Here is a 23,550-nt window from a genome sequence, read left to right as displayed (position 1 = left end):
GTGCTACGGTTTTGGTTTTTGTTGTTTTAATTGAAAGACATTTCCTTCTGGGTCTTCTCCATTACATAAAAAGTAATCGTAATTATCGAAAGTTTTTACTTCGCCTAATGTTACTTGTTGGGCGATTAGTTGCTCTCTCAGCACATAAAGGTTTTCTTCTACTTCAAAAACAATTTTGGTATTATTATCAAATTTGAAAGCTTCTTGATTTTGCTCTAAATACTGTTGCCCTATTTTATGTAATCCGATTTGACATTCCCCTGCTTTTAAGAGTAACCAATTATTTCCATATTCTTCAATGATTTCCAATGCCAAAATACCTACATAAAAGTCTTTCAGTACTTCTATGCTTTGAACAAAAATGATGATGGAAGTTAGTTTTAGTTTCATGGGGAAATGATTTATACTATTTCTTAATCTTTATAGTTTTTGCTGACTATCCAGTAATTTCACCAACAATGACAACACCTAGAAAAAGCCATATTACAGCACCAATTGCAATAGATAGTACATACTTCTTATATCGTTTATGTTTTTCTTCATCAAATTGATTATCGAAATAGACAAAATATTGTTGCAGTTTTTTCTTCTTTCTTCTATAGATAAAAAAAGATACTATTGTCTGGATTACTAGTATCATACCTATAGCAAGTCTTCTTTCTAAAAAAAATAAATCATTATCCCAATATTTTGACAAGCCAAATGTTGATGTACAGTAAAACATAACTGGAGAAAAATATAGAAAACCAACCGTTAACAATACAAAAAAGGAATGAATCTTTGCGTCAACCAAATCTTTATTATCTTTTGAATAATACCTGTATGTGAAATAAATAATGTAAATCAAAAATTCTTTGATTTTTTTCATTTGCTATAATTTCTTTTCTTTAATATGAATAGAAGAATCAACTCATACCTTTTACTAAAATGATTGATAGAATTAACATAAGTCGGTTTGATATAAAAATCTCTCAAATAATGACTTGGATTTTCACTTTGTCTTTTTTAATAGTTTCAACAATTATAATACTGTATTCTTTTACATTAAATGGACTATTGATGATGATTTTGATTCTATTGATAACCGTTATTATCAATTATAGCAGTGCGAAAATGTGGAACATTTGGTATGAAGACGGTTTTCTAATACTCCAGAATATCTATGGTACACAAAAAGTTCCGATTGCTCAATTTAAACAAATTGAGATGACAAGTGTATTCAATAATGCTTATACAATTTATATGAGTAATGGGGAAAAATACACATTTAGAATCAAGATGACAGAAGATTTGAAATTGTTTTTTAAAAATGATTCTCAATTCTATGCAAAACAAATAACTAACCAATTAAATGAAATAAAGGCGGACAGTGCCAAATGATTAGTTTCAATCTTCTGACCAATCAGGACCTTGAAAACATTCATAATAAATACTATACTCCTCCAAATTATATATCAATAATTCAGGTATTGCGAAGCAGAGTTTCATATATTGCTTATCATTAATTTCGATGGCTTAATAAAACTATTCTCTATTTCACGAGTTGGAAACTCGTGCTACGGATGTGACAAACGGGATAGGCGACTGCATTGATAATATTAGCTCCTGCACTCACGGGATAGGCGACTGCATTGATAATATTAGCTCCTGCACTTACGGGATAGACGACTGCATTCATAATATTAGCTCCTGCACTCACGGGATAAGCGACTGCAATGATACTATTAGCTCCTGCATTGACGGGATAGGCGACTGCACTGATACTATTAGCTCCTGCACTAACGGGATAGGCGACTGCATTGATACTATTTGCTCCTGCACTGACGGAATGAGCGACTGCATTGATACTATTTGCTCCTGCACTGACGGGATAGGCGACTGCATTGATATTATTAGCTCCTGCACTCACGGGATAGGCTATCGCACGGACGGGATAAGCGACTGCATTTATAAAATTGGCTATCGAAAGTATTCATTAAGTGATTTGTCTTTTAAAATAAATATTATATTCAAAATGAATAACGACATCTTTTTCAATTTAAAACATTGTATATCAATATTTTAAACTCACAACTCATCATTCACAATTCACAACTCATATTTACCTCCCTTAATATTACTTAAACAATAGCCAATTGCTTCTACGCTCTGTACCTTCCCTATTAATCAGGAATGCTTATAAGTTTTTCTCGATAAAGTTGGTCATCATTGTGTAAAGATGGAAACGTGTGTTTCCTCCATAGATACCATGATTCTTGTTAGGGTAATAAAACGATTGAAATTGTTTATTTGCCTTAATCAATGCCTCCTCTAAAGCGATTGAATTCTGAAAATGAACGTTGTCGTCGCCTGTACCGTGTACTAATAAGAAATTTCCTTTTAAGTTTTTGGCATAAGTAACGGGTGAGTTTTCATCATAGCCTTTTGCATTTTCTTGGGGCGTTCTCAAGAAGCGTTCAGTATAAATGCTATCATAAAAACGCCAGTTGGTTACGGGTGCAACGGCAATGGCTGCTTTAAAATAATCAGCTCCTTGAAACAAACAGTTGGATGACATATAGCCACCATAACTCCATCCTTGAATACCAATTCTTGTTTTATCTACATAAGGCAAATTACCCCAGTATTTGGCGGCTTCTATTTGGTCTTTTACTTCTAATTTCCCTAAATTCAAGTAGGTACATTTCTTAAAGTCTGCTCCTTTTCCGCCTGTACCACGGTTATCTACACATGCCACGATGTATCCTTTTTGAGCCAAATGTTGATACCAAAAAGCATTAAAGCTATCAAATTGATTCAATACTTGCTGACTGCCCGGCCCACCATACAAGAACATAAAGACTGGATATTTCTTTTTAGGGTCAAAATCCGTTGGTTTAATCATCCATGCGTTTAGCTCAATGTTCTCTGAGGTTCTGATAGTCATGAATTCTTTTTGGGCAATATCAAAGCTTTCAAGTGTTTTTCTGAGTGCGGCATTATCTTCTAATACTTTTACTAATTGTCCCGATGGTGCTTTGTGTAAACTTACTTTCAGTGGACTATTGGAAGCAGAATGTTGAAGGATATAATATTTGAAGTCGTTGCTAAAGCTTGCGGTATTCATGCCATGCTCTTGCGAAAGTTGTTTTTTTAGTTTTCCTTCTAAAGAAATACTGAATAATTGGCGTTCAGTATTTGATAATTCGGTAGAAGTAAAATAGAGTGTTTTAGTATTCTCGTCGATGCCATAAAAATTATCTACTTCCCACTTACCATTCGTGATTTGGCGAATTAATTTACCAGTTATATCATAGTGATAAAGGTGTTTAAAGCCATCTTTTTCAGAAGACATGATAAATGATTTTCCATCTGATAAATAAGTCAAATCATCTCCGAAGTTTTCAACATCCACATAAGTATTACTTGTTTCTGTAAGCACAATATTGCCTGTACCAGTTTGGGCATCAGCATGAATAATGTCCAAACGATTTTGTAAACGGTTTAATCTTTCTATTGAAAGTACGTTAGCATCTTGTGTCCAGCGGATTCTTGGAATATACATATCTGTTTCAGAACCAATGTCCATTTTAATGGTTTTCCCTTCTGATAAATGATGTACTGAAATGCTTACTGTAGAGTTTGCTTCGCCAGCTTTTGGATATTTATAGCGGTAATCTGTAGGATAAAGCTTGCCCCACATTTGCATATTGTATTCTGGAACATTGGTTTCGTCGAAAGTATAGAAAGCAATCTTTTTACTATCTGGTGACCATTGAAAAGCACGAGCAAACGAGAATTCTTCTTCATAAACCCAGTCGCAAGCACCGTTGATGATATAATTCCACTTACCATCGTTGGTAATTTTTTGTTCAGACATGGTTGCTAAATCAACCACAAACAAATTATTCTGACGAACAAAAGCGACTTTAGCACCATCAGGCGAAAAAGTAGCAAACATTTGTTTTCCACCGCTTGATAACTGGACTAATTTCTTGGTCTTTAAGTCATAAACGAAGTTTTCTTCCTTAGAACTTCTACGATAAATTGGTTCAGACTCAGTACTTATCAATAATTTTTGTTCATCGGCAGAAAGAGCGTAATCATCCACGATGATTTTCTTTCCTAAGTTTTCAACACTCACGGCTTCGTTGAATAAAGTTTCAACCGCAGCACCATCTGTTACTTGGTGTTTGATAACTTTGCCATTATCAAGGGCAGTATAGTATGCACCATCTTTCATCCAGTTGATGTTTTGTACTTGTTTCTGTACAAAAGTGTATTTAGACCAGATGTCTTCTAAAGTAATGGCTTTTTTGTTTTGTGCCAATGCGGAGTAATTATTAGCAGAGAAGATTACTAAGGCAAAAAAGAGTAGTTTTTTCACGAATGTTATGGGAATTGATTGTTGATTAATGATTTGACGAATAGCTTTTCGGTTTGTACAGAATTAATTGTAAGATATATCATCAAAGTTAAAAAAAATAGCGTAGAAAAGGCTGTTACAAAGCTGTAATAGCCCAAAACAAAATAGGCATGACCGAAGCCATGCCTATTTTTTAGAAGATATATTTAGGATTTTTATTCTTTATAAATCACAACCTCTGGTGTTTGAATGGTATTGCTGGTATTCATCGCTCTATCCTTAATGGTTACGTCAAATTTTACCGTGTCCCGCTTACCAGTTAATTCAGGGATTCCTTCGATTAAGTTATACTCAAAATTTACAGAATAATCAATTACTCCTTCGATTGGCCCAGGCTTAGCTCCTTCTTTCAATCGGAATCTAATATTTCCTCCATACTTTACGCTTGGATTGGTCAATACAAATGCTCCATTCTTTTTTACATAAAGTTCAATCAAAAAAGTTCTTACATCTAAACCATATTGTTTTTGGAGTGCTGCAAAATCAGCATCATTGAATCCTAAATCACCATCGCCATCTTGGTAGTCAATAGATATAATTACAGAATCTCTTTTAGTCGGATTACCCAATTGCCCCGTACTTGTACCCGTTAAAATACGAACATTATTATAGGAAATACTTGGCGTATTACTGAAATCTGGTAGCCCAGTACAAGAAACCATCAATATTAAAAATCCAAATATGTATAAAATCTTCTTCATAGTATAAAAAAAATATTTTGACGATATAACGTTTTATCCTTCTTGCTTGTTGCTTTATTGTTCTGCAATTTACAGAATTGCTTAATTTTGTAGAATGGCAGTAGATAGATTTGAAGAATCGACCACAAAAATGATAACATCAACACAACTAAAAGCAAGCGTTTTAACAGTAAATCCAGCAAATTTTGATGCTTTGGCTTTGGATATTTTCCGTTTTCAAGCACAAAATAACATTACTTACGCAAAGTACTTAAAAAATCTTCAAGTTGATGTATCAAAAGTCCAGTCAATTAAAGACATTCCTTTTTTACCGATAGAATTTTTCAAGACTCAAAGTATTATCACTGGCGATATTCAGCCTAAAGTTATCTTTGAAAGTAGCGGAACGACTGGACAAAATACTTCAAGACATTTAGTAGCCGACCCTGATTTTTACTTGCAAATTGCGGAACAAATTTTTGAGAAATTTTATGGAAAACTTTCAGACTTTACCATTTTAGCTTTACTTCCCTCCTATCTTGAACGTAATAATTCTTCTTTGGTTTACATGGTTCAGCATTTTATTCAACAAAGTAAATCGCCAGATTCAGGATTTTACTTGAATAATTATCAGGAATTAGGAGAAACAATGAAGCGTATTTCGACAGAAAATCCTGAGAAAAAAATTCTTTTAATCGGCGTTACTTTTGGTTTGTTGGATTTTGCCGAAGCAAGCTTAGATTTATCTTTTTTACAAGATTTCAACAACTTAATCGTGATGGAAACGGGCGGAATGAAAGGCAGAAGAAAAGAGTTATTGCGAGAAGAAGTACACGAAATCTTAACGAAAGCCTTTTCTGTCGATAAAATTCATTCAGAATATGGCATGACGGAATTACTTTCTCAAGGCTACTCTTTTGGCGAGGGTATTTTTGATTTACCTGCTTCGATGAAGATTTTATTACGTGATGTAAACGACCCATTTAACTTTGAAAATCAACAAAGAGGTGGCATCAACGTCATTGATTTAGCCAATGTTGATTCATGTTCTTTTATAGAAACTAAAGATTTAGGCTCATTTGTCACAGGAAATCAACAATTTAGAGTATTGGGGAGATTCGACAATTCGGATATTCGTGGCTGTAATTTGATGATTATGTAATTAAGGATGGGCTTCTAACCATTCTTCACCATTTTCATAAACCTCTCTTTTCCAGATGGGTACTACTTGCTTTAAAGTATCAATTAACCACTGACAAGCCTCGAATGATGCTTTACGATGTGGCGTAGAAACGGCAATTACTACGGCTACATCACCGATTTCTAATACTCCTTTGCGATGAACCATTACTACTTTTTCGATTTCCCATTTTTCACAAGCTTGGTCGGCAAGTTCTTGCATTTTTTTGACTGCCATCGTATCATAGGTTTCAAAAATGAGTCGAACAACTTCTTTTTGTTTATTATGATTTCTGACTGTTCCGATAAATACATCCACAGCTCCCGCACGGTCAGACTGTGCGGCATCAATGCAAGCTTGAATATCAATGGCTTTGTCGGCTATTTGTATCATTTTAATTAAGAATTGTGAATTGATGCAAAGTTTAGCGTCATTTAATAATACTCATTAGACTAAACATGTTAGAGGTAACCCTTGCGGTTACCTTATCTAAAACGGCAACCGCAAGGGTTTGCCGCTACAAATTATTAGTTTGATTTTTAATATTACTGATTAAAACAATCTTCAAATCAGCACACCTTCAAATTTTCAAATTCAGTTTACTTATTTCTCCAATTCCACAAAAGAGTATTTGTATAAATGTTTTTCGTCTGTGTCGTGGTCGGTTCGGTTTACTTCTTCCCAAAGGTCTTTATCAATTGCTGGGAAAAAAGTATCGCCTTCAAAGACATGATGTACTTCTGTTAAGTAAATCGTATCTGCAAAAGGCAAAGCCAAGCGATAAATTTCTGCTCCACCAATAATAAAAGCCTCGTTTTCTTCTATTTCGTTGGCTGCTTCGATGGCTTCTTCCAAAGAATGAACCGTAATGCAACCTTCAATTTGAAATTCAGGATTTTTTGTAATAATAATTGAAGTACGGTTCGGCAAAGGCTTTCCGATAGATTCAAAAGTTTTACGACCCATAATAATCGGATGCCCCGAAGTAAGTCTTTTAAACATTTTTAAATCTTCTGGCAAATGCCAAATCAACTGATTATTATGTCCGATAACGCCATTTTCTGCAACGGCAACGATGATTGATAATTTCAAAGTAGTTTTATTTATTTTTATTCAAAAATAATCGTCTTGTTTCCGTGAATAAACACTCTATCTTCAAAGACTAATTTTAGGGCTTTTGCCAATACGATTTTCTCTACGTCACGTCCTGCCTGAGCCATTTCTAAAGCATTTTTGGTATGATTTACCCGAGTAATATCTTGGAAAATAATTGGACCTTCATCCAAATCATCCGTTACAAAATGTGCTGTAGCTCCAATAATTTTCACGCCTCGTTGATAAGCTTGTTTGTAAGGATTTGCACCAATAAAAGCTGGTAAAAACGAGTGATGAATATTGACTACTTTCTTGCTAAACTTCTCGGTAAATTCTGGGGTAAGAATTCGCATAAATTTCGCCAATATCAAATAATCGGGCGAATAACTTTTCACCAATTCTTCTATTTTCTTTTCATGCTCTATACGAGTAATGCCTTCGGCAGGAATGTAATGAAAAGGAATATTAAACTTTTCAGTAAGCGGACGCAGTACTTCGTGATTACCGACAACAGCTAAAATATTGAAAGGCAAATCCTTAAATTCATTACGAATCAATAAATCAGACAAACAATGATGTTCTTTCGTTACCAACACCACAACATCTTTTACTTGCTTGGTCGAAAGGTCGATATTGGCAGAATTGGGTAAAATTCCTCTTAAGCCATCTTCAATTCTTTCAGGTTCACAATCTCCTGAAAAAGCTACTCGCATGAAAAAAAGATTGTTGTCTATATCTACAAATTCGTCGGTACGTTCAATATTGAGATTGTTGAAAAAAAGTACTCCAGTAATTTTATGGACAAGTCCTTTTTCGTCAGGACAATCTATTCTTAATATATAATCAGTCATTTTTAATGAATATTAAATCTGGGTTTTGAATGTTTTACTCATTTTCACAAACTCGATTCCATCTTTTGTCCAAGTTTCTGACACAATTTCAAAACCAAATTTTTGATAAAAAGGATAAGCAGTTGTTCTGGCATTACACCAAAGATTTTTTATATGTTGTTTTTCACATTCGTGAATCAAGAAATTAAGTAAAGCCGAACCACGCCCTTTTCCTTGATGAATTACTTGTGTGGCAAATTTTCTAAATTGTGCATTGTCATTTTCCATAAATAAGGATATAACTGAAAGTAATTCGTCATTTTCGAATACTCCATAATGTAAACCATTTTCATCTTCGGCTAATTGTACATAAGTAAGTGGTTTGTCGGGCCACATTACACTTTGGCGAATTGACCAAGTATCTTCAGGACTTATCTTTTTGATTTCCACAAATAAAATTAATTAATATCATTTTGGGGTAAATACTTCACTTTTAGCATTATTCTCCTTCAAACAGAATACAAAGTAAGTAGATTAATTCTTATTATATTCAAAGGATTTGTTACTATTTTAGTTAAAATGACATTTTCAGTTAAAAATTAAATCTTGGTTTCTTATCAAGCCTGATTTTCAATATTTTTATTTTCAGGCACTAAAAATTGTATTTTTTTCAAGCACGAATGAATCTATATAGAATTTAGATAAACAAAACACATTCCGTATTAATACATTGATTACCTTTGCCCCAAAATAATTCTTTAATAAAAGAAATTTGAATTAATTCAATCAATTAAAATTCAAAATTCCCAATTAGCATATTTCACAATGGAAAAAATTAAAGTTGCGAACCCTGTCGTTGAATTAGATGGCGACGAAATGACTCGAATTATCTGGAAATTCATTAAGGATAAATTGATTACTCCTTACTTAGATGTAGATATTAAATACTACGATTTAGGAATGGAATACCGTGACGAAACTAACGACCAAGTAACAATTGATGCTGCAAATGCTATCAAACAATACGGCGTTGGTATCAAATGTGCTACAATCACGCCAGACGAACAACGTGTTGAGGAGTTCGGCTTGAAACAAATGTGGAAATCGCCAAACGGAACAATTCGTAACATCTTGGATGGTACTGTTTTCCGTGAGCCAATCGTTTGTTCTAATGTTCCAAGATTAGTACCAAACTGGACAGCTCCAATCATGATTGGTCGTCACGCTTTTGGTGACCAATACCGTGCTACTGACTTCGTTACAAAAGGAAAAGGTAAATTAACAGTTACTTTCACTCCAGAAGATGGTTCGGAAGCTCAAACTTTTGAAGTATTCAATTTCAAAAACGACGGTGTTGCTTTAACAATGTACAACACTGACGAGTCTATCCGTGGATTTGCTCACTCATGTTTCAACATGGCTTTAAGCAAAGGATGGCCTTTATACTTATCAACTAAAAACACCATCTTGAAAAAATATGATGGCCGTTTCAAAGATATTTTTGAAGAAATCTATCAAGCAGATTACAAAGCAGCATTCGCTGAAAAAGGAATTGTTTACGAACACCGTTTGATTGATGACATGGTGGCTTCTGCTTTGAAATGGAATGGTAATTTCGTTTGGGCTTGTAAAAACTATGATGGAGACGTTCAGTCTGACACAGTTGCACAAGGTTTCGGTTCATTAGGTTTGATGACTTCAGTATTGATTACTCCAGACGGACAAACAATGGAAGCTGAAGCAGCACACGGAACAGTTACTCGTCATTACCGTGACCACCAAAAAGGAAAACCAACTTCTACTAACCCAATCGCTTCTATTTTCGCTTGGACTCGTGGGTTAGAATTCCGTGGTAAATTAGATGACAACCAAGAGTTAATCAATTTCTGCCAAACTTTAGAACAAGTTTGTGTTGAAACTGTTGAATCTGGTAAAATGACTAAAGATTTAGCTGTTTGTATTTACGGAAATAAAGTAAATCATGGCGAGCATTATTTATATACTGAAGAATTCTTAGCGGCATTAGATGAAAATCTTAAAGCTGCTTTAACGAAATAGTTTTCGTTTTTCTTTAATATTAAAGAGGTCAAAATCATGATGATTTTGACCTCTTTTGTTTTTTATTAATTCTTTCTTCTAAACAAAATCTATGATAAATTCTGTAATGCTTTCTTTATTCGTTTGTAAAGAAAACGCAAACCCATGATTATTTAAAATTTCTCTACAAAGCATTAATCCAATTCCTTGTCCTTCTGGTTTATCACTAAAAAATGGTGTAAATAATTGTTTTTCAATTGCTTCTGGAATAGGTTTTCCATTATTACCGATGATGATTTGTGTATTTGTAACGCTTACTTGTATTATTTTCTCTGTATTTCCATCACAAGCTTCAATGGCATTTTTCAAAATATTCACTAATACTTGTTCAATTTGTCCAACGTCAAAACTTGCTTGATTGGTGTTTTCTTGATATGCTGTTTGTAATGAAATGCCTTTTTGTTCCATTTGTAAACGCATCAGTTCAACTACATTTTTAACGACATTACTCATACTTTTGATTTCTTTATTGGGCAAAGGCAAACGCACAATATCGGCAAAACGCCTCATAAAAAGGTTCAATCGGTCGTTACGTTCGGTAGCTACTTTTAGAGCGTTGGATAAATCGTCGTCTTCAATAAATTTTTTAGTTACTTCTAAAATAGAATTCACCGCCCCAATAGAATTATTTACTTCATGTGCCATCATGCGGATTACTTTTCCGTAGGCTTTCTTTTCAGTTGCCCAGATTTCATTGGTAAGTTCTTCAATCAGCAAAAAAGGGCGAGCAAAACCTCTGTCCATAAAAAATGAACGTTGAATTTTATAAGTACTCAAACCATTTAATTGAATAGTTTTAGCTTCTCGGTTTTCTAATAAAATCAAATATGGAATAATTGGGTGTTGAATTTGACTTAATGACAAAGTACTCGATGAGTATTCTGGCAAACTAAAAAGTGCTTGGGCTTGAGGATTAGCTTTAGTAATATTTCCATCAAAATCCAAAATCACAATGGCAATCGGAGAAGCCTGAATGAGTTTTTCCAGAAAGAAATGTTGTTCCATTGCTTGCAGGCGTTCGTTGCGAAGTTGGTCAATCATGGCATTATATACTTCTATTAATTCATCCATTTCTTGTTTACCAACTTTTCTGAATTTTACAGAAAAATCTTGGTCTTTTATCGCTTCTGCCCCCATCAACAAGAATTTTAAAGGCTGTATGAAATCTTGGTATAACTTGATGGCAATCGCAATCGAAGCCAAAACCAAGATTTCAGAAAGGATAAAATAGAGCTTATTTTCATTCAAAAGCCGAAAAGTTAAAAAGATAATCACGGCATGAATGAGCGTAACGAAAAGAATATATTTGGCTTTTAGGGACAAGGCTTTTGAGTTTTGAATGATGAGTTTTGAATGAGGAGTATTTTTGGTGAATATTGTTTTAATATCTATCTTGAATTCTTTCATTAGAGTGCGACTAAAGTCGCACTCTAATGAAAGAAGATGTGAGTACTCTTTTTTATACTTTGAAATTTTACTCAAAACTCATCACTCCACAAAAGGTATATTAAACTTCTCCAATCTTCTATACAAAGCAAAGCGAGTGATGCCGAGCGAACGAGCGACTTTTGAAATTTTGTTTTGATGAAAAGCCATTGCTCGTTGAATCATCAATAATTCCATTTCATCCAAAGTCATTGTGCCTACTTCTGGCAAAGTATTTTTGTTAGTTTGTGAAGTATTGATGGAGATATTTTTTTGAAAATCTTCAATCGTTAATTCATCTGTTGGTGTTAATAAAATGGTTTTTTCTACCAAATTTTTCAGTTGTCTGATATTGCCAGGTAAAGCTAAAGTTTTAAGCCAATTGATTGCTTTCGGGCTAATACTCAAATTCGGACGCTCGTAAATGGTTTTCAAATTATTGGCAAAGTAAATCGCCAAGGCTGCAATATCTTCGGGTCTTTCACGCAAAGCGGGCAATTTTACCGAAATCAGATTGATTCTGTAAAACAAATCTTCCCTAAAAGTATTGTTCGCTACCATTTCTTCCAAATTACGGTTCGTCGCACAAATTACTCTTACATCAACCGTTTTACTTTTGCTACTTCCCAGTGGTTCAAAAGTTCTGTCTTGTAAAACTCGCAATAGTTTCACTTGGCTCGACAAATCTAAATCACCAATTTCATCTAAAAAGATTGTTCCTTTATTTGCCAATTCAAAACGCCCAATTCTGTCCGATTTTGCATCTGTAAATGCTCCACGTAAATGTCCAAACAATTCACTTTCAAACAAACTAGCTGAAACACCTCCTAGATTTACTTTAATAAATGGCTTAGTTCTTCTTTTACTATTTTGGTGTATGGCTTCTGCAATCAGTTCTTTACCTGTGCCGCTTTCGCCTGTTATCAATATGGGGGCATCTGTAATACCTACTCTGCCAATTGTTTCAAGGATTTCTAAGAGCTTTGGGTCATCGCCCACGATGTGCTCAAACTGATATTGTTGGTCTAATTTTTTACGATTGAGCGATTGTACTTTTTGCTGAGAAAGATTCAGAATCGTATTAACCGACTGGATGATATAATCGTTTTGCCAAGGTTTAGTCACAAAATCTTTAGCTCCTAATTTCATTCCTTCCACCGCCAAATTGATTGTTCCCCAACCTGTTAGTAAAATCACAGCAATATTTGGGAAAGTATGACAAATGATTTTCAAGGCTTTTATGCCTTCATCGCCCGAAGTTTCAATCGAAAAATTAAGGTCAAGTATAATTAAATGAGGTTGAAACTCTTCGATAACATCCATCGCCAAAACAGGTGAAGAGGTTGTCTTCACCTGAAAGCCTTCTTGCCGAAGCATCAACGAAAGTGATGTCTGCACAGCAAAATCGTCGTCTATGATAAGGATTTTGTTCATTTTTTTTGCTTTAGGCTATAGGCTGTAAGCTATAGGCAGGAAGTTATTACAGTCTTTTTGCTTTAGGACTGTTGGCTATAAGCTTTAAACAAGTACATTCAAAAGCTTACAGCCTAAAGCCTATTGCCTAAGGCTATTGTTCATGCAACGCCATAGCTGGTTGAATGTTGGCGGCTTGTCTGCTTGGATGATAAGCACAAAGCGTTACGATGCCGTATAAAATTACGATAGAAAGTCCAATTGCCATCCAATAAATACTGCTTTCTATATTGAACATGTGCATTAAGGGAACTTGCACCGCAAATAAAATACCCAAAAGAACACCGAAAGTAGTGATTACCCACATTTCGCCCACAAACTGAATTTTGATATTGCCTGCGGTTGCTCCCATTGCACGACGTACACCGATTTCTTCACGACGTTTGGCAATGTTTAAATTCAAAATACCAAATAAGCCCATTGCCACATTCACCAATAAAAATACGGTAATAATCATAAAAATAATGACTGGTACTAAAGCAAAATTATGCTGATTTTGGCGTTGGTCAGTCAGGTAACTTACTTCTGTCGTCCAATCTTTAGCGATAGCTCCGATGTCTTTCGTCAATTTTGCTTCAAAATTGGCATCTGTGCCAGGTTTTACTTTTATCAGTACTTTATTATATTCATATTTATCATCAGCAAGATTAAAAATACAAGGACTATTTTCGCTAAATTCTCCTTTTGCTTTGAAGTTTTCAATGACTCCTACTACTTTTTGATTGTCTCCAATTACTTTGCCAATCGGATTTACTTCTCCAAACAAAGCTTCTTGTGCTTTTTTATTAATTACCACAGGTTTGAATTTGGCTACTGCATCAGCTTTTTTAAACCAATGACCCATTATTGTTTTCATGCCCAAAGCCTTTGTAAAATCTTCATCGGCTACATAATAATCAGCAAGGATAGTATTCTTTTGGTAGCTAATATTTCCATTACTATGTGTAAATGAAAAAGGGGAATTATTAGACATTCTTGTTACTACTTCTACTTCTGGATATGACTGAATTTTCTGAAAAACGGTATTTAATTTTTCAGCAATGGCTGTGGTATCTTGGTTTTTGTTCAAGTCCAAAGCCCAAACATTTTCGTATTCAAAACCGATAGGTTCTAAATAGTTTTTGAAGTTGTAACTTATCAGCGACATTACGCCAAAAAGTACCAGAAAGGAAAACCAAATCTCTACCATCAATAAAGTATGGTGTCGTTTTTTGTTCCAGATGAGTTTAAATAAATGCGTTAACATGATTTTGAGTGTTGAGTTTTGAATGCTGAATGATGAGTGATTTTTTTAATTGTGAGTTGTGAATGAGTGATTGAGTGATTTTTTAAACCGATATTCTGATTACGAGACATTTTTACACGAACAATATGTTGTAGGGGCACCCCCTTGCGGTTGCCCTGTTGCGATTGCCTGCGTTTTCCACGTTTGCATTTGCCCGACGTTGAACGGCAACCCTTGCGGTTGCACTGTTGCGATTGCCCTGCGTTCAACGGCAACCGCAAGGGTTTGCCGCTACACATTACCAAAAAATGTCTTGTAATCAGACCGAAATCCGATAGCCGAAGTCCGACAGCCTCTAAGAACTTTTCAAAGCATCAATTACTTTCATTTTCGACATTCTGAGGGCGGGGACTACGCCTGAAAGCAAACCAAAAATCAAACAAACCAATAAACTCACGCCAAATACACTAAAATTGATACTCAAATCGGCATGAAGAATGAGTCCGCTGTCATTGAAAATACTGATAATGATGAGGGTAAGTATCAAAGCAAACGAACCGCCAATCATCGTAATAAAGATATTTTCAATAATAAACTGCCAAGCTAAAGAACTGGAAGGTGCGCCAAAAGCTTTACGAATACCAATTTCTGAAGCCCTTTCCATGATTCTACTCACATTCAAATTCACTAAGTTGATAGCAGGCAAACCCATCAACATCAATACAATAAAGAAAATACCAACGTACAGAAAAATCTGTTGTCCATCTCTTGTAAAACTATTCAAAAAAGTATCTACATAGGTTTGTGCTTTGATGTCGATAATATCAAATCTATTTCCCCAACTCATAATAGGCAAAGGAATTCTTCTGACAGAAGCGTCAAATTCATCTTGAATTGCTTTGAAATCGCTTTTGTTTTTTGCCAAAATAATTGCGGTAAAACTACCTTGTAAGCCTTTGGATTGATAATTACTTTTAGGCAAATTATAAGGAAAAAACACATCGGAAAAAGTCATAATACGAGTAACAGGTGCAGATTTTACTACACCAATTACTTTGAATTTCTCGTTGTCAATTTCAATACTCTTGCCAATGGCAGAAGCAGTTTCGTCCTCAAAATACTGTTTTTTCATGGCATCTGTAATCACTACTACGTGTTCGCCATTGGCAATATTTTGTTCATTAAAAGGCTTTCCTTCTAAAAATTCATAGTCGGTTACTTCCCAAAAAGTAGCATCACAAAACTTCGTACTTACTTTAATTCTTCTTCCATTCAAATAGGAATTAGCCGAACTAATCATCGTTGAAAAACCTACTTTTTCGGGTGTCTTCAAGGTTTTTAAATGTTCCTTAATAAAATTATAAGAAACAGGGCCGCCATTCATGGAAGTTCTAGCTGAATCTCGCAAGGCAATATTCATAATATACAGCGACCTATCTCTCTTGTATTCTGGATAATGACTTCCGACTAAATGATCGATAAAAGAAGTAATCACCATCAGCACTGTCAGCGTCAGCGTAATGCCAAAGAGTGTAATAAAAGTATAGAATGGATGCCGAAGAAGGACTTTCCACGCTATTTTGATATAATTGAATAACATGATTTTTAGATTTTAGAGGTTAAACTAAGATACTTGTGTGCCATCGAAAAGGCGAATCAAACGATGGGTTTTCTTTGCCATGTTTTCATCGTGTGTTACCATCACAATGGTACTTCCTGCGGCATTGAGTTGTAGCAGAATGTTCAAAATTTCATTCCCCATTGCACTATCCAAATTTCCTGTGGGTTCATCGGCTAAAATGATTTCTGGATTTCCTACAATGGCTCTGGCAATGGCAACACGCTGTTTTTGTCCGCCCGAAAGTTGATTCGGAAAATGTTTCATTCTATTACTCAAGCCTACTTTTTCTAAAGCTTCTTTGGCGGCTTCTCTCCTACTTTTATTCGTTGAAGCACGATAAAGCAATGGAATTTCTACATTATCCAAAATGGATAAATCATTAATCAAATGGAAGCTTTGGAAAATAAAACCGATTTTTTGGTTTCTTAAATACGCCAAATCTTTATCGGTAAACTTCTCAACGGGCTTATTATCAATGGCAATTGTTCCCGTTGAAGGTTCGTCCAAAAGCCCCATGATGTTCAAAAGCGTACTTTTGCCACAGCCCGAAGGTCCCATGATAGATACAAATTCTCCTTTTTTGATGTCGATATTGATATTGTTCAATGCCAATGTTTCAATATTGCTGGTCTGATAGACCTTCTCGATGTTGCTGAGTTTAATCATGATTATTTTCTAAGATTTAAAGATTCATTTAATTCAAAATCGTATAAAGTATAATATCGTAAAGTATAATATGCACGCCAGTAATCTCTAAGAGCAACGATATAATCTCGTTTAGCTCGGTCTTTTTCTTGCAAAGCAATACCCAAATCTGTAATACTCAAATCGGCTAAAATGTACCTGTCTTGGGCAATTTGATACCGTTTGGTAGCAATTTCATCGGTTTCTGCCGTCAGCTTTACTTGTTTTTGTAACATTTCAAAAAGTGTTACTTGGGTATAAATCTGCTGCTCGAAGGTCAGCTTGTCTTGTTCTACGCTTTGCTGTGTGAGTTGTAAATTCGCTTTTGCGGTTTCTGTTCGGGCTTTCGACCTTCCCCAATCCATGATAGGCAAAGTAAACTGAATTTCTACAAATTCACGGTCTTGGGCATTTTTGTAAATATCCAAAGGTTTTGTGCCTCGATTCGACAAACCAAAAGCCACATTCAAATTGGCATTCAAACCATTTTCTGCTTTGGCTTTATTCAAATCTCTTTCGGCTTCAAGGATTCTTCTTCTAAAAGCAATCGCATCCGAGCGACTTCCCAAAGCCGCTTGAATGGCTTTCTGGGCATCAATTTCAAAGTTTTTAATCTGAAAAGGAATCGCCAAATCAAACTTATTTTCTTCTCTGTAACCAATATATGCTTTCAATTGCAAAGTCGCTACTTCTGCTTGTTGCTTGGCAGAAGCCAAATCTTTTTGGGCATTTAGCACCGACAAACGCAATTGTAAAATGTCATTTTCTGAAATTTTGCCCAATTCCAACCTTTTTGAAGCAATTTTATACAGCGTATCATTATTACTTCGGTTCTTTTCGGCAATCTGTAAATTCACTTGAGCAATCAATAAATCAAAATAATAATCACTCACATTTAAAGAAACCTTTTCTAAAGATTCCAGAAAAACCTGCTGACTTTCTGAATACTTCAAAGGTTCAATTTGCTTGTCCCACTTCATTTGATTGTATCGAAAAAGCGGTTGACTCAGTCCAAAAGCCACAGGTACGCCATTGTACAATGTAGAATTTCTTTCAAAATCATCAAAGCGTTGTAATTGCTTTTGAATGAAAATCGTTCCGCCCGTTTTGGCTATACTTTGGCTTAAAGCAAGCGTTAAAGTAGAGTTATTGTTAGAAACCGACTGAAAAGCCACCGTTCCATCAGGTTGCAGTACTTGAATAAAAGAACGAGTAAAACTGGGCAAAGCACCGCTCAAACTCAATTGCGGTTTAAAATCCGCTTGAAAAGATTTGAATCGCCAAAAATCTGTTTCCTTTTGGGTAGAAGCCTGTTTGGCGGCGATAGATTTATCTTTTGCCATTTGTACTGCCTCTTCTAAACTTAATGCTGTTTGTTGTGCAAAGCAAATATTCACCATGAACAACAAAGCGAGTAATATCTTTTTCATCGTTGTTCAATTTTAATTTCCTGCAAATGTTCGTATTGGCTCAAATCCGAAATAATCACTTTTTCGCCTGCTTGAATGCCACTTTTGATTTCTACAAAATCAAAATTCGACAAACCAATTTCTATTTCCCTCCTTTTGGCAATGCCCTTTTCCAAGACAAATACTGATGTTTTTCTTTTGCCATTAAATGCAGGGCCATTGGCAACACGCACGGCATTGGCGATGCGATTGGTGACGATAAACACTTCTACTTTCATATTGGGGCGAAGTGAAGCGTGTTTATTGTCGTCTAAAGCAATTGAAAATTGTACAATGCCATTGGCTACCGAAGGTTTTATTTGTACGACTATGCCACGCAAACTGATTTCGTTGACTTTTACAATGACGGGAATACCCACTTTCAATTGGTCGGAATAGGCATCAGAACAAGAACCTTCTACCCGAAAACTGCCTAAATCAGCCAATTTTGCCAACATTTCACCTTCATTGACGGCAGAACCAATTTTATCATTTACCCAAGTAAGCACGCCCGCACGGTCGGCAACAATATCCGCCATCGTGATTTTATGCTGTAATTCTTTTAAATTCTTACTTTCAATTTCAGCATTCAATTCCGACTCACGGACATTTGCCCCCACAGATTTGCGATGATAATTCAATTCGTTTTCTAATTGAGCCTTTTCCAGTTCAGCAATTTTCAAGATGTTTTCGGCTTTGGTGACATCTTCTTGTGTGCGTCCGCCCACTTTTTGCAGGCGTTTGGTATCTTCCAAATCAGCTCTCAGACGGTTGATAGTTAGCGATTTTATTTTGTCGCTGATGTCGGAATCATAGATTTTTTTATCCAAATCCATTTTGAGTTTTCCGATGCTATTTTGTTTCAAAGCCAATTGGTCTTTGAGCTTTTCCAGTTCGATAAGCGTCAGCGATTTATCCAAATCCATAATCGGCTGACCAGCCTTTACAGCAGCACCCGTGCTAAAAAACACCTTTTTGATACTCGCTTTTATTGGACTGCTAATGCTTTGTTCAAAAGCAGGAATTACTTCGCCCGAAGCCGTTAAAGTATTTTCCACACTACCAATTTCAGCCACCGCCGTTCTGATTTTAGAAGCCTCTAAAGAAGATTGAAGCGAGTTTCTAAAAAAATACAACAACACAAGCAAGGCAAACACCAGCGAAAGACCAATAAACCATTTTTTAGATTTACGTTGTTTAATCAGGTTTTGAGAAATTTCTTTATCCATAATTTTATTAGATTTGCTATTAGTATTCCAAAGACAATGCCAAACAATAATACATTGAATATCAGCAAATTAAACAAAATATAAAATACAATAAATGTGCGATTTAGCACAGTTTGTGCGAGAAAGAACGGGGAAGGTTTAAGAAGAAAAATTGATGACAAACATAAGAATGTTGCAGGTTGCAAACGCTTCTCTGCAAGTCAACAATGGAATATTGTAAGAATGCAATGACATTTTGTTTGTTTACAATGAAGTTTTGTAACCATGCAAAATAGTTTTGCAAGCTTACAATGGAATTTTGTTTGTTTACAATGAAATTTTGTAAACATGCAAAATAGTTTTGTTGACTTACAATGTAATTTTTAAGCCAACAAAATGTTATTGTAAGCTTACAAAAAAGTTTTGCAACCATGCAAAATAATTTTGTTGACTTACAATGCTTCATTGTAAGTCAACAAAACTTTATTGTAAGCTTACAAAATGACAAATACAGTCATCATAGTAAGCGATTAAAGTGAATCTATTTTCTTGAAATCTTGCTTAAAAGTGATGCAAGATTGAGGCGTTTTATTGTTGAGTAACAAGGTTATGTTTTGAGGACGATTTACCGTTTAATAAGTTTTTGAGGAATTATCGTATGATAATTTGGGAAGTATGTGGGGTTTAGGTAAGTTGGGGGTGGATTGCAGTCACTGGTATATTCACGAATAAACGTAAGAGATAGCAGTTATTTTTTAACAAGACAAAAAATATTGTAAAGTCTTTACATATTAATGAATTAGCAGTAACCCAAGATAACATCTTAAATGAGAAAAAAATCAAATTTTATAAAGACATTATTTTTAGGAAGTTATTCTATTGATAGAAAACTTAATCCTGCATTTCAGAACCAAGTCAAAAACTTAAAACGTCTTTGGAAAAATGAAACATACAAAGACTTTGGTATTGAACGAATTTATAGACTATTCTTAACGCTTTTTCAATTTATTTCTATTGGACTTTATGTTAGACATGTATCCGGTTGGTTTGGATTTCAAGGAAGAAAAATCGGAGTGGAAATTTTAGTTTTATCAAAATTGGCTTCTCCAATTATTTTACTTTATTTCAACCAAACAAACCATTGGTGGACACCATGTCTATCAGCTTATTTACTACTTGACACTTTAATATATTTGAATTATCTTATTTTTTGTGCAGACTTAAATACCAAGCCTGTAACTTACAAAAGATCTTTAATAAACTTATTTTACAATTACATAGAAATAGCTTTAAATTTTGCAGTAATTTATTCGTATTGTGATTTAACTAACAAAAACTTTTTCAACAGACAGTTAACAAATAACTTTGAAGCAGTTTATTATAGTTTCATTACTACAGCGACAGTTGGTTATGGAGATATTTATCCAAAAACAACATTAGGACAATTTTTAGCAGTATCACAAGTTATTTTGTTTTTTGCTTTTGTAGGGTTGTTTTTTAACTTTTATGCTTCAAAAGTTGAGACAGGTTCATATTTCAACAAAGAAAAAGAAGAAAGGAAATAGAAATATATTTTGCTAAAGTTTGTCCCTCTTTGAACTTCTTTTTGACTCCAAATAATAATAAATGTATCGCAAAAGTCATTAAATAATTATGTGATAAGACACTAATGACAATTGAGTCAATCTATATATTTTAACCTGTTCTATTTAAAGCGGGGCTTCTACTTGGAATAATCTAATAAACATCAAAAAAAAATTGACGACTTAATTACTTGTAGTCATAATATTATTCAAATAAATAAAAAATGTCTAAAGAATTTACAAAAAAAGAACTTATCGATTCTTTACAGACCCAAGAAATTGATGGGAAAAACTCACTGGAAATCATTGCAGAGCTTGTTTTTGACGAAAAGTTCCCAAAAGAATTATTTGAAAATGCTAAGAATGAGCTTGTCAAGGTAAGGGACGACAGACAACTATTTTCCGAACTATGTATTATTTTAATCCCAAAATGGAAGGAGATTAAAAGATTAAGAGAGCAAAATATAATCTTAAAAGATAACTCTGAACTTAATTTTGAAAAATTACAAATTAATAATGCAAGTATACTTGAAATTGAAAACAGTATCAAGCCTTTAGAAATTAAGTTTGACATCCTACAAAAAAGAATAGAAACCCGTAACCGTAAAATAGATTAATCTCACTCTTTGCCGAAATTCGTGTCTCCACGAACTTCTTTTTTATTACTGATAATATAAAGAATTGAATGTTTATTTACATTTGAGTAAGCAAATCAATAAGTATAGGATTCAAAATTGTCAAAATCAACCTTACATAAAGCTTGAAAGCAATGGAAAAAAATGGTGCTAAATAATCACTCATGGCATGACTGACGATAGACTGGTTTTACTCAGCATTATTTGATAAGTCATGCCATGAGTTTTTTGTGCCAAAGTTCGTTAGCTTACTCTCAGCTTCTATCGGCAGCAGTTTCATTAACAATCGCCTTGATTTTATTATCTAAAGTATCGGTTGCCTCCGTAATCATTCCTAACCAATGCTCATCTACAGGATGAATACCATCTTTTACTAAATTAACTAAACACATAATTGATGATAGAGGATGTCTGATATCATGCGATTGCATAAAGGCAATTTTTCTTAAAGCCTTATTCTTAGCTTCTGTTTCTTCTAATTGTTTTTTTAATAAAGCTTGTCCTAATTTTAATTCCATTAGGTAAGTAACTTGTCTTGAAAGAATGGAGAGAGTTTTCTCTTGTAATGGGGTAATTTTATTTGGTTTTAAATCAAACAAACAAAGCGTTCCAAGTTTTAATCCATTATTTAAAATCAATGGTGCTCCTGCATAAAAACGTACATGAGGGTTTGATTGTACCAACGGATTATCATCAAAACGATAATCTTTAGTAGCATCGGGTATGATTAAAATTTCATCTTGTTGAATACCATATTGACAAAAAGACGTTTCTCTTGGCATTACTTCATATTCAACACCCGACCTTACTTTTATCCAATTTACATCTTCATCTAAAATAGTAATCAGTGCTACAGGTTTTTCGCATAGCAGTGCAGCAAGGTCAACAATATCCTGAAAATCTGATGATTTACTAAAATCTAATTTTAAAAATCGACGTACTTCTTTAAGTCTATCTTTTTCGATACTATCTTTTTTAATAACCATTTTCTATCTAGTCTTTTGATGCTGATGTATGAATATTGTTGCTGAAGATTATTAGTAAAGCCTTTTTATGAGTGCTTGTATTAATTAAACTAAAAGCAATTCTCTTAAATTTACGTTAAACGTAGCGTTTCGGTTTACTTTTTTAGCTTTATTTTCCTTTGCCGAGACTATATTTCCACTAACTTTTGATAGATAAATCATTACACTACCACAGTCAACAAATAGTCGTTCGTGAAGACACGGGATAACGGCGAAAGTACTCAATGAACGATTTAATCAAAGACATCTTTCTTTCTCTGTTAGGCAGAGTCTTTCTGTTTATTCGGTACAGAAATGTCCAAAAGGTTCAAAAAGTATTGGCTGATGAATCCGAAGATTCTTATGCCCAAGCAGGTATGATTTTAATACTTTGGATTATTGGGTTGATATTATTATTTGGTGTTGGTGCAATGTTAATGATGACATTTTATACTATTTTGCACCATTCTCTGCATTTGATTTAGTATATTTAAGCATACAAAAATCACTCTTATTTCTACAGACAATAATATAAGTTGCTGGGTTAAAGCACAAAATATATGACGTAGTATGAAGGAAAACTAAATCATTTAAACCAAAATAATTAACATGAAAGAGAACCTAAAATTTGATCATTTAACCTTAGAAGAACTACAAGCTAAACACAAAAAATTTAAGGCTTTTGTCATTATCCTCTCAATTACTACGCTGATTGTACTTTTTGGTCTAAGCTATTCCATTTTCAAATACAACGATTCCAGTTTAGTATTGCTTTGTGGCGGAAGTTCTATTGCACTTTTGCTATGTTCATTTGTGTTAAGACAGATTGAAGTAGCGATTAAATCACGAGATTTAAAATAGCTTGGATTGGTAGAGAGATTGTGTCTTTTAGAAATTGTTTTTAGGGATAAATAAACGGTAACCGCAAGGGTTACCGCTACTACAAGGGTTATAATT

Annotated in this window: 24 protein-coding genes; 7 read left to right on the top strand and 17 right to left on the bottom strand. The window is 34.3% G+C overall.

What is annotated here, in order from left to right; translation table 11 throughout:
* Positions 1-3: 3 nt before the first annotated feature.
* A complete protein-coding gene (locus VB776_RS03425; protein WP_323326047.1) occupies positions 4-390 on the bottom strand; it encodes a VOC family protein in 387 nt (128 codons plus the stop codon).
* A gap of 46 nt (positions 391-436) precedes the next feature.
* Complete coding sequence (locus VB776_RS03420) at positions 437-868, bottom strand: hypothetical protein (RefSeq protein WP_323326045.1); 432 nt, start codon at positions 866-868, stop codon at positions 437-439.
* A gap of 191 nt (positions 869-1,059) precedes the next feature.
* On the opposite strand from VB776_RS03420, the gene VB776_RS03415 reads away from it, so the two are divergent.
* Positions 1,060-1,380 (top strand): hypothetical protein, encoded by a 321-nt coding sequence (locus VB776_RS03415; protein ID WP_323326043.1) that lies wholly within the window; start codon positions 1,060-1,062, stop codon positions 1,378-1,380.
* 151 nt (positions 1,381-1,531) lie between these two features.
* On the opposite strand, the gene VB776_RS03410 is transcribed toward VB776_RS03415, so the two are convergent.
* The 3 genes from VB776_RS03410 to VB776_RS03400 form a co-directional block, all read right to left on the bottom strand.
* Positions 1,532-1,909, bottom strand: coding sequence for a hypothetical protein (locus tag VB776_RS03410; protein WP_323326041.1), 378 nt, complete (start codon positions 1,907-1,909; stop codon positions 1,532-1,534).
* Between the two features lie 267 nt (positions 1,910-2,176).
* Positions 2,177-4,366: a S9 family peptidase gene (locus VB776_RS03405; protein WP_323326039.1), complete on the bottom strand. Its 2,190-nt coding sequence runs from the start codon at positions 4,364-4,366 to the stop codon at positions 2,177-2,179.
* A gap of 194 nt (positions 4,367-4,560) precedes the next feature.
* Positions 4,561-5,106: a hypothetical protein gene (locus VB776_RS03400; protein WP_323326037.1), complete on the bottom strand. Its 546-nt coding sequence runs from the start codon at positions 5,104-5,106 to the stop codon at positions 4,561-4,563.
* A 94-nt stretch (positions 5,107-5,200) separates the two neighbouring features.
* Between VB776_RS03400 and VB776_RS03395 the strand changes: the two genes are divergently transcribed.
* On the top strand, positions 5,201-6,247 hold the full coding sequence (locus VB776_RS03395; RefSeq protein WP_323326035.1) for a LuxE/PaaK family acyltransferase: 1,047 nt from the start codon (positions 5,201-5,203) through the stop codon (positions 6,245-6,247).
* Here VB776_RS03395 and VB776_RS03390 read toward each other — a convergent pair whose 3' ends face one another.
* The 4 genes from VB776_RS03390 to VB776_RS03375 form a co-directional block, all read right to left on the bottom strand.
* Positions 6,248-6,658 (bottom strand): molybdenum cofactor biosynthesis protein MoaE, encoded by a 411-nt coding sequence (locus tag VB776_RS03390; protein WP_323326033.1) that lies wholly within the window; start codon positions 6,656-6,658, stop codon positions 6,248-6,250. It lies immediately after the preceding gene.
* A 210-nt stretch (positions 6,659-6,868) separates the two neighbouring features.
* Positions 6,869-7,357, bottom strand: coding sequence for a dihydrofolate reductase (locus VB776_RS03385; protein WP_323326031.1), 489 nt, complete (start codon positions 7,355-7,357; stop codon positions 6,869-6,871).
* Positions 7,358-7,374: 17 nt separating this feature from the next.
* Positions 7,375-8,211, bottom strand: coding sequence for a formyltetrahydrofolate deformylase (gene purU, locus VB776_RS03380; RefSeq protein WP_323326029.1), 837 nt, complete (start codon positions 8,209-8,211; stop codon positions 7,375-7,377).
* Positions 8,212-8,223: 12 nt separating this feature from the next.
* Positions 8,224-8,640 carry a GNAT family N-acetyltransferase gene (locus VB776_RS03375; RefSeq protein ID WP_323326027.1) on the bottom strand — a complete coding sequence of 139 codons (417 nt, stop codon included), beginning with the start codon at positions 8,638-8,640 and terminating at the stop codon, positions 8,224-8,226.
* A 375-nt stretch (positions 8,641-9,015) separates the two neighbouring features.
* Here VB776_RS03375 and VB776_RS03370 point away from each other — a divergent pair, with 375 nt between their 5' ends.
* Positions 9,016-10,248, top strand: a complete 1,233-nt coding sequence (locus VB776_RS03370; RefSeq protein WP_323326025.1) for an NADP-dependent isocitrate dehydrogenase — start codon at positions 9,016-9,018, stop codon at positions 10,246-10,248.
* A 78-nt stretch (positions 10,249-10,326) separates the two neighbouring features.
* Here VB776_RS03370 and VB776_RS03365 read toward each other — a convergent pair whose 3' ends face one another.
* The 7 genes from VB776_RS03365 to VB776_RS03335 all read right to left on the bottom strand — a co-directional run bounded on the left by VB776_RS03365 (position 10,327) and on the right by VB776_RS03335 (position 19,392).
* Positions 10,327-11,694, bottom strand: coding sequence for a sensor histidine kinase (locus VB776_RS03365; RefSeq protein ID WP_323326024.1), 1,368 nt, complete (start codon positions 11,692-11,694; stop codon positions 10,327-10,329).
* An 81-nt stretch (positions 11,695-11,775) separates the two neighbouring features.
* The gene (locus tag VB776_RS03360; RefSeq protein WP_323326022.1) at positions 11,776-13,146 is read right to left on the bottom strand and encodes a sigma-54-dependent transcriptional regulator; all 1,371 of its coding nucleotides are present in this window, start codon (positions 13,144-13,146) and stop codon (positions 11,776-11,778) included.
* Positions 13,147-13,279: 133 nt separating this feature from the next.
* The gene (locus VB776_RS03355) at positions 13,280-14,431 is read right to left on the bottom strand and encodes an ABC transporter permease (protein WP_323326020.1); all 1,152 of its coding nucleotides are present in this window, start codon (positions 14,429-14,431) and stop codon (positions 13,280-13,282) included.
* A 334-nt stretch (positions 14,432-14,765) separates the two neighbouring features.
* Positions 14,766-16,010: an ABC transporter permease gene (locus tag VB776_RS03350; protein WP_323326018.1), complete on the bottom strand. Its 1,245-nt coding sequence runs from the start codon at positions 16,008-16,010 to the stop codon at positions 14,766-14,768.
* 24 nt (positions 16,011-16,034) lie between these two features.
* A complete protein-coding gene (locus tag VB776_RS03345; RefSeq protein ID WP_323255990.1) occupies positions 16,035-16,697 on the bottom strand; it encodes an ABC transporter ATP-binding protein in 663 nt (220 codons plus the stop codon).
* A gap of 2 nt (positions 16,698-16,699) precedes the next feature.
* A complete protein-coding gene (locus VB776_RS03340; RefSeq protein ID WP_323326016.1) occupies positions 16,700-18,145 on the bottom strand; it encodes a TolC family protein in 1,446 nt (481 codons plus the stop codon).
* On the bottom strand, positions 18,142-19,392 hold the full coding sequence (locus VB776_RS03335) for an efflux RND transporter periplasmic adaptor subunit (RefSeq protein WP_323326014.1): 1,251 nt from the start codon (positions 19,390-19,392) through the stop codon (positions 18,142-18,144). The genes VB776_RS03340 and VB776_RS03335 overlap by 4 nt, the downstream gene beginning before the upstream one ends.
* 806 nt (positions 19,393-20,198) lie before the next feature.
* Here VB776_RS03335 and VB776_RS03330 point away from each other — a divergent pair.
* Entirely contained in the window at positions 20,199-20,936 is a 738-nt protein-coding gene (locus tag VB776_RS03330; RefSeq protein WP_323326012.1) for a potassium channel family protein, read from the top strand.
* A gap of 242 nt (positions 20,937-21,178) precedes the next feature.
* Positions 21,179-21,571: a hypothetical protein gene (locus VB776_RS03325; protein WP_323326010.1), complete on the top strand. Its 393-nt coding sequence runs from the start codon at positions 21,179-21,181 to the stop codon at positions 21,569-21,571.
* 272 nt (positions 21,572-21,843) lie between these two features.
* On the opposite strand, the gene VB776_RS03320 is transcribed toward VB776_RS03325, so the two are convergent.
* Positions 21,844-22,575: a sensor histidine kinase gene (locus tag VB776_RS03320; RefSeq protein WP_323326008.1), complete on the bottom strand. Its 732-nt coding sequence runs from the start codon at positions 22,573-22,575 to the stop codon at positions 21,844-21,846.
* Between the two features lie 263 nt (positions 22,576-22,838).
* On the opposite strand from VB776_RS03320, the gene VB776_RS03315 reads away from it, so the two are divergent.
* Complete coding sequence (locus VB776_RS03315) at positions 22,839-23,078, top strand: hypothetical protein (RefSeq protein WP_323326006.1); 240 nt, start codon at positions 22,839-22,841, stop codon at positions 23,076-23,078.
* Between the two features lie 124 nt (positions 23,079-23,202).
* On the top strand, positions 23,203-23,454 hold the full coding sequence (locus VB776_RS03310; RefSeq protein ID WP_323326004.1) for a hypothetical protein: 252 nt from the start codon (positions 23,203-23,205) through the stop codon (positions 23,452-23,454).
* The last annotated feature ends 96 nt before the right edge of the window (positions 23,455-23,550 follow it).

It is taken from the genome of Arcicella gelida (assembly GCF_034931025.1).
Classification (GTDB): Bacteria; Bacteroidota; Bacteroidia; order Cytophagales; family Spirosomataceae; genus Arcicella; species Arcicella gelida.
The sequence above is the reverse complement of the archived record's forward strand: the minus strand, read 5'-3'. Positions and strand labels throughout refer to the sequence as shown.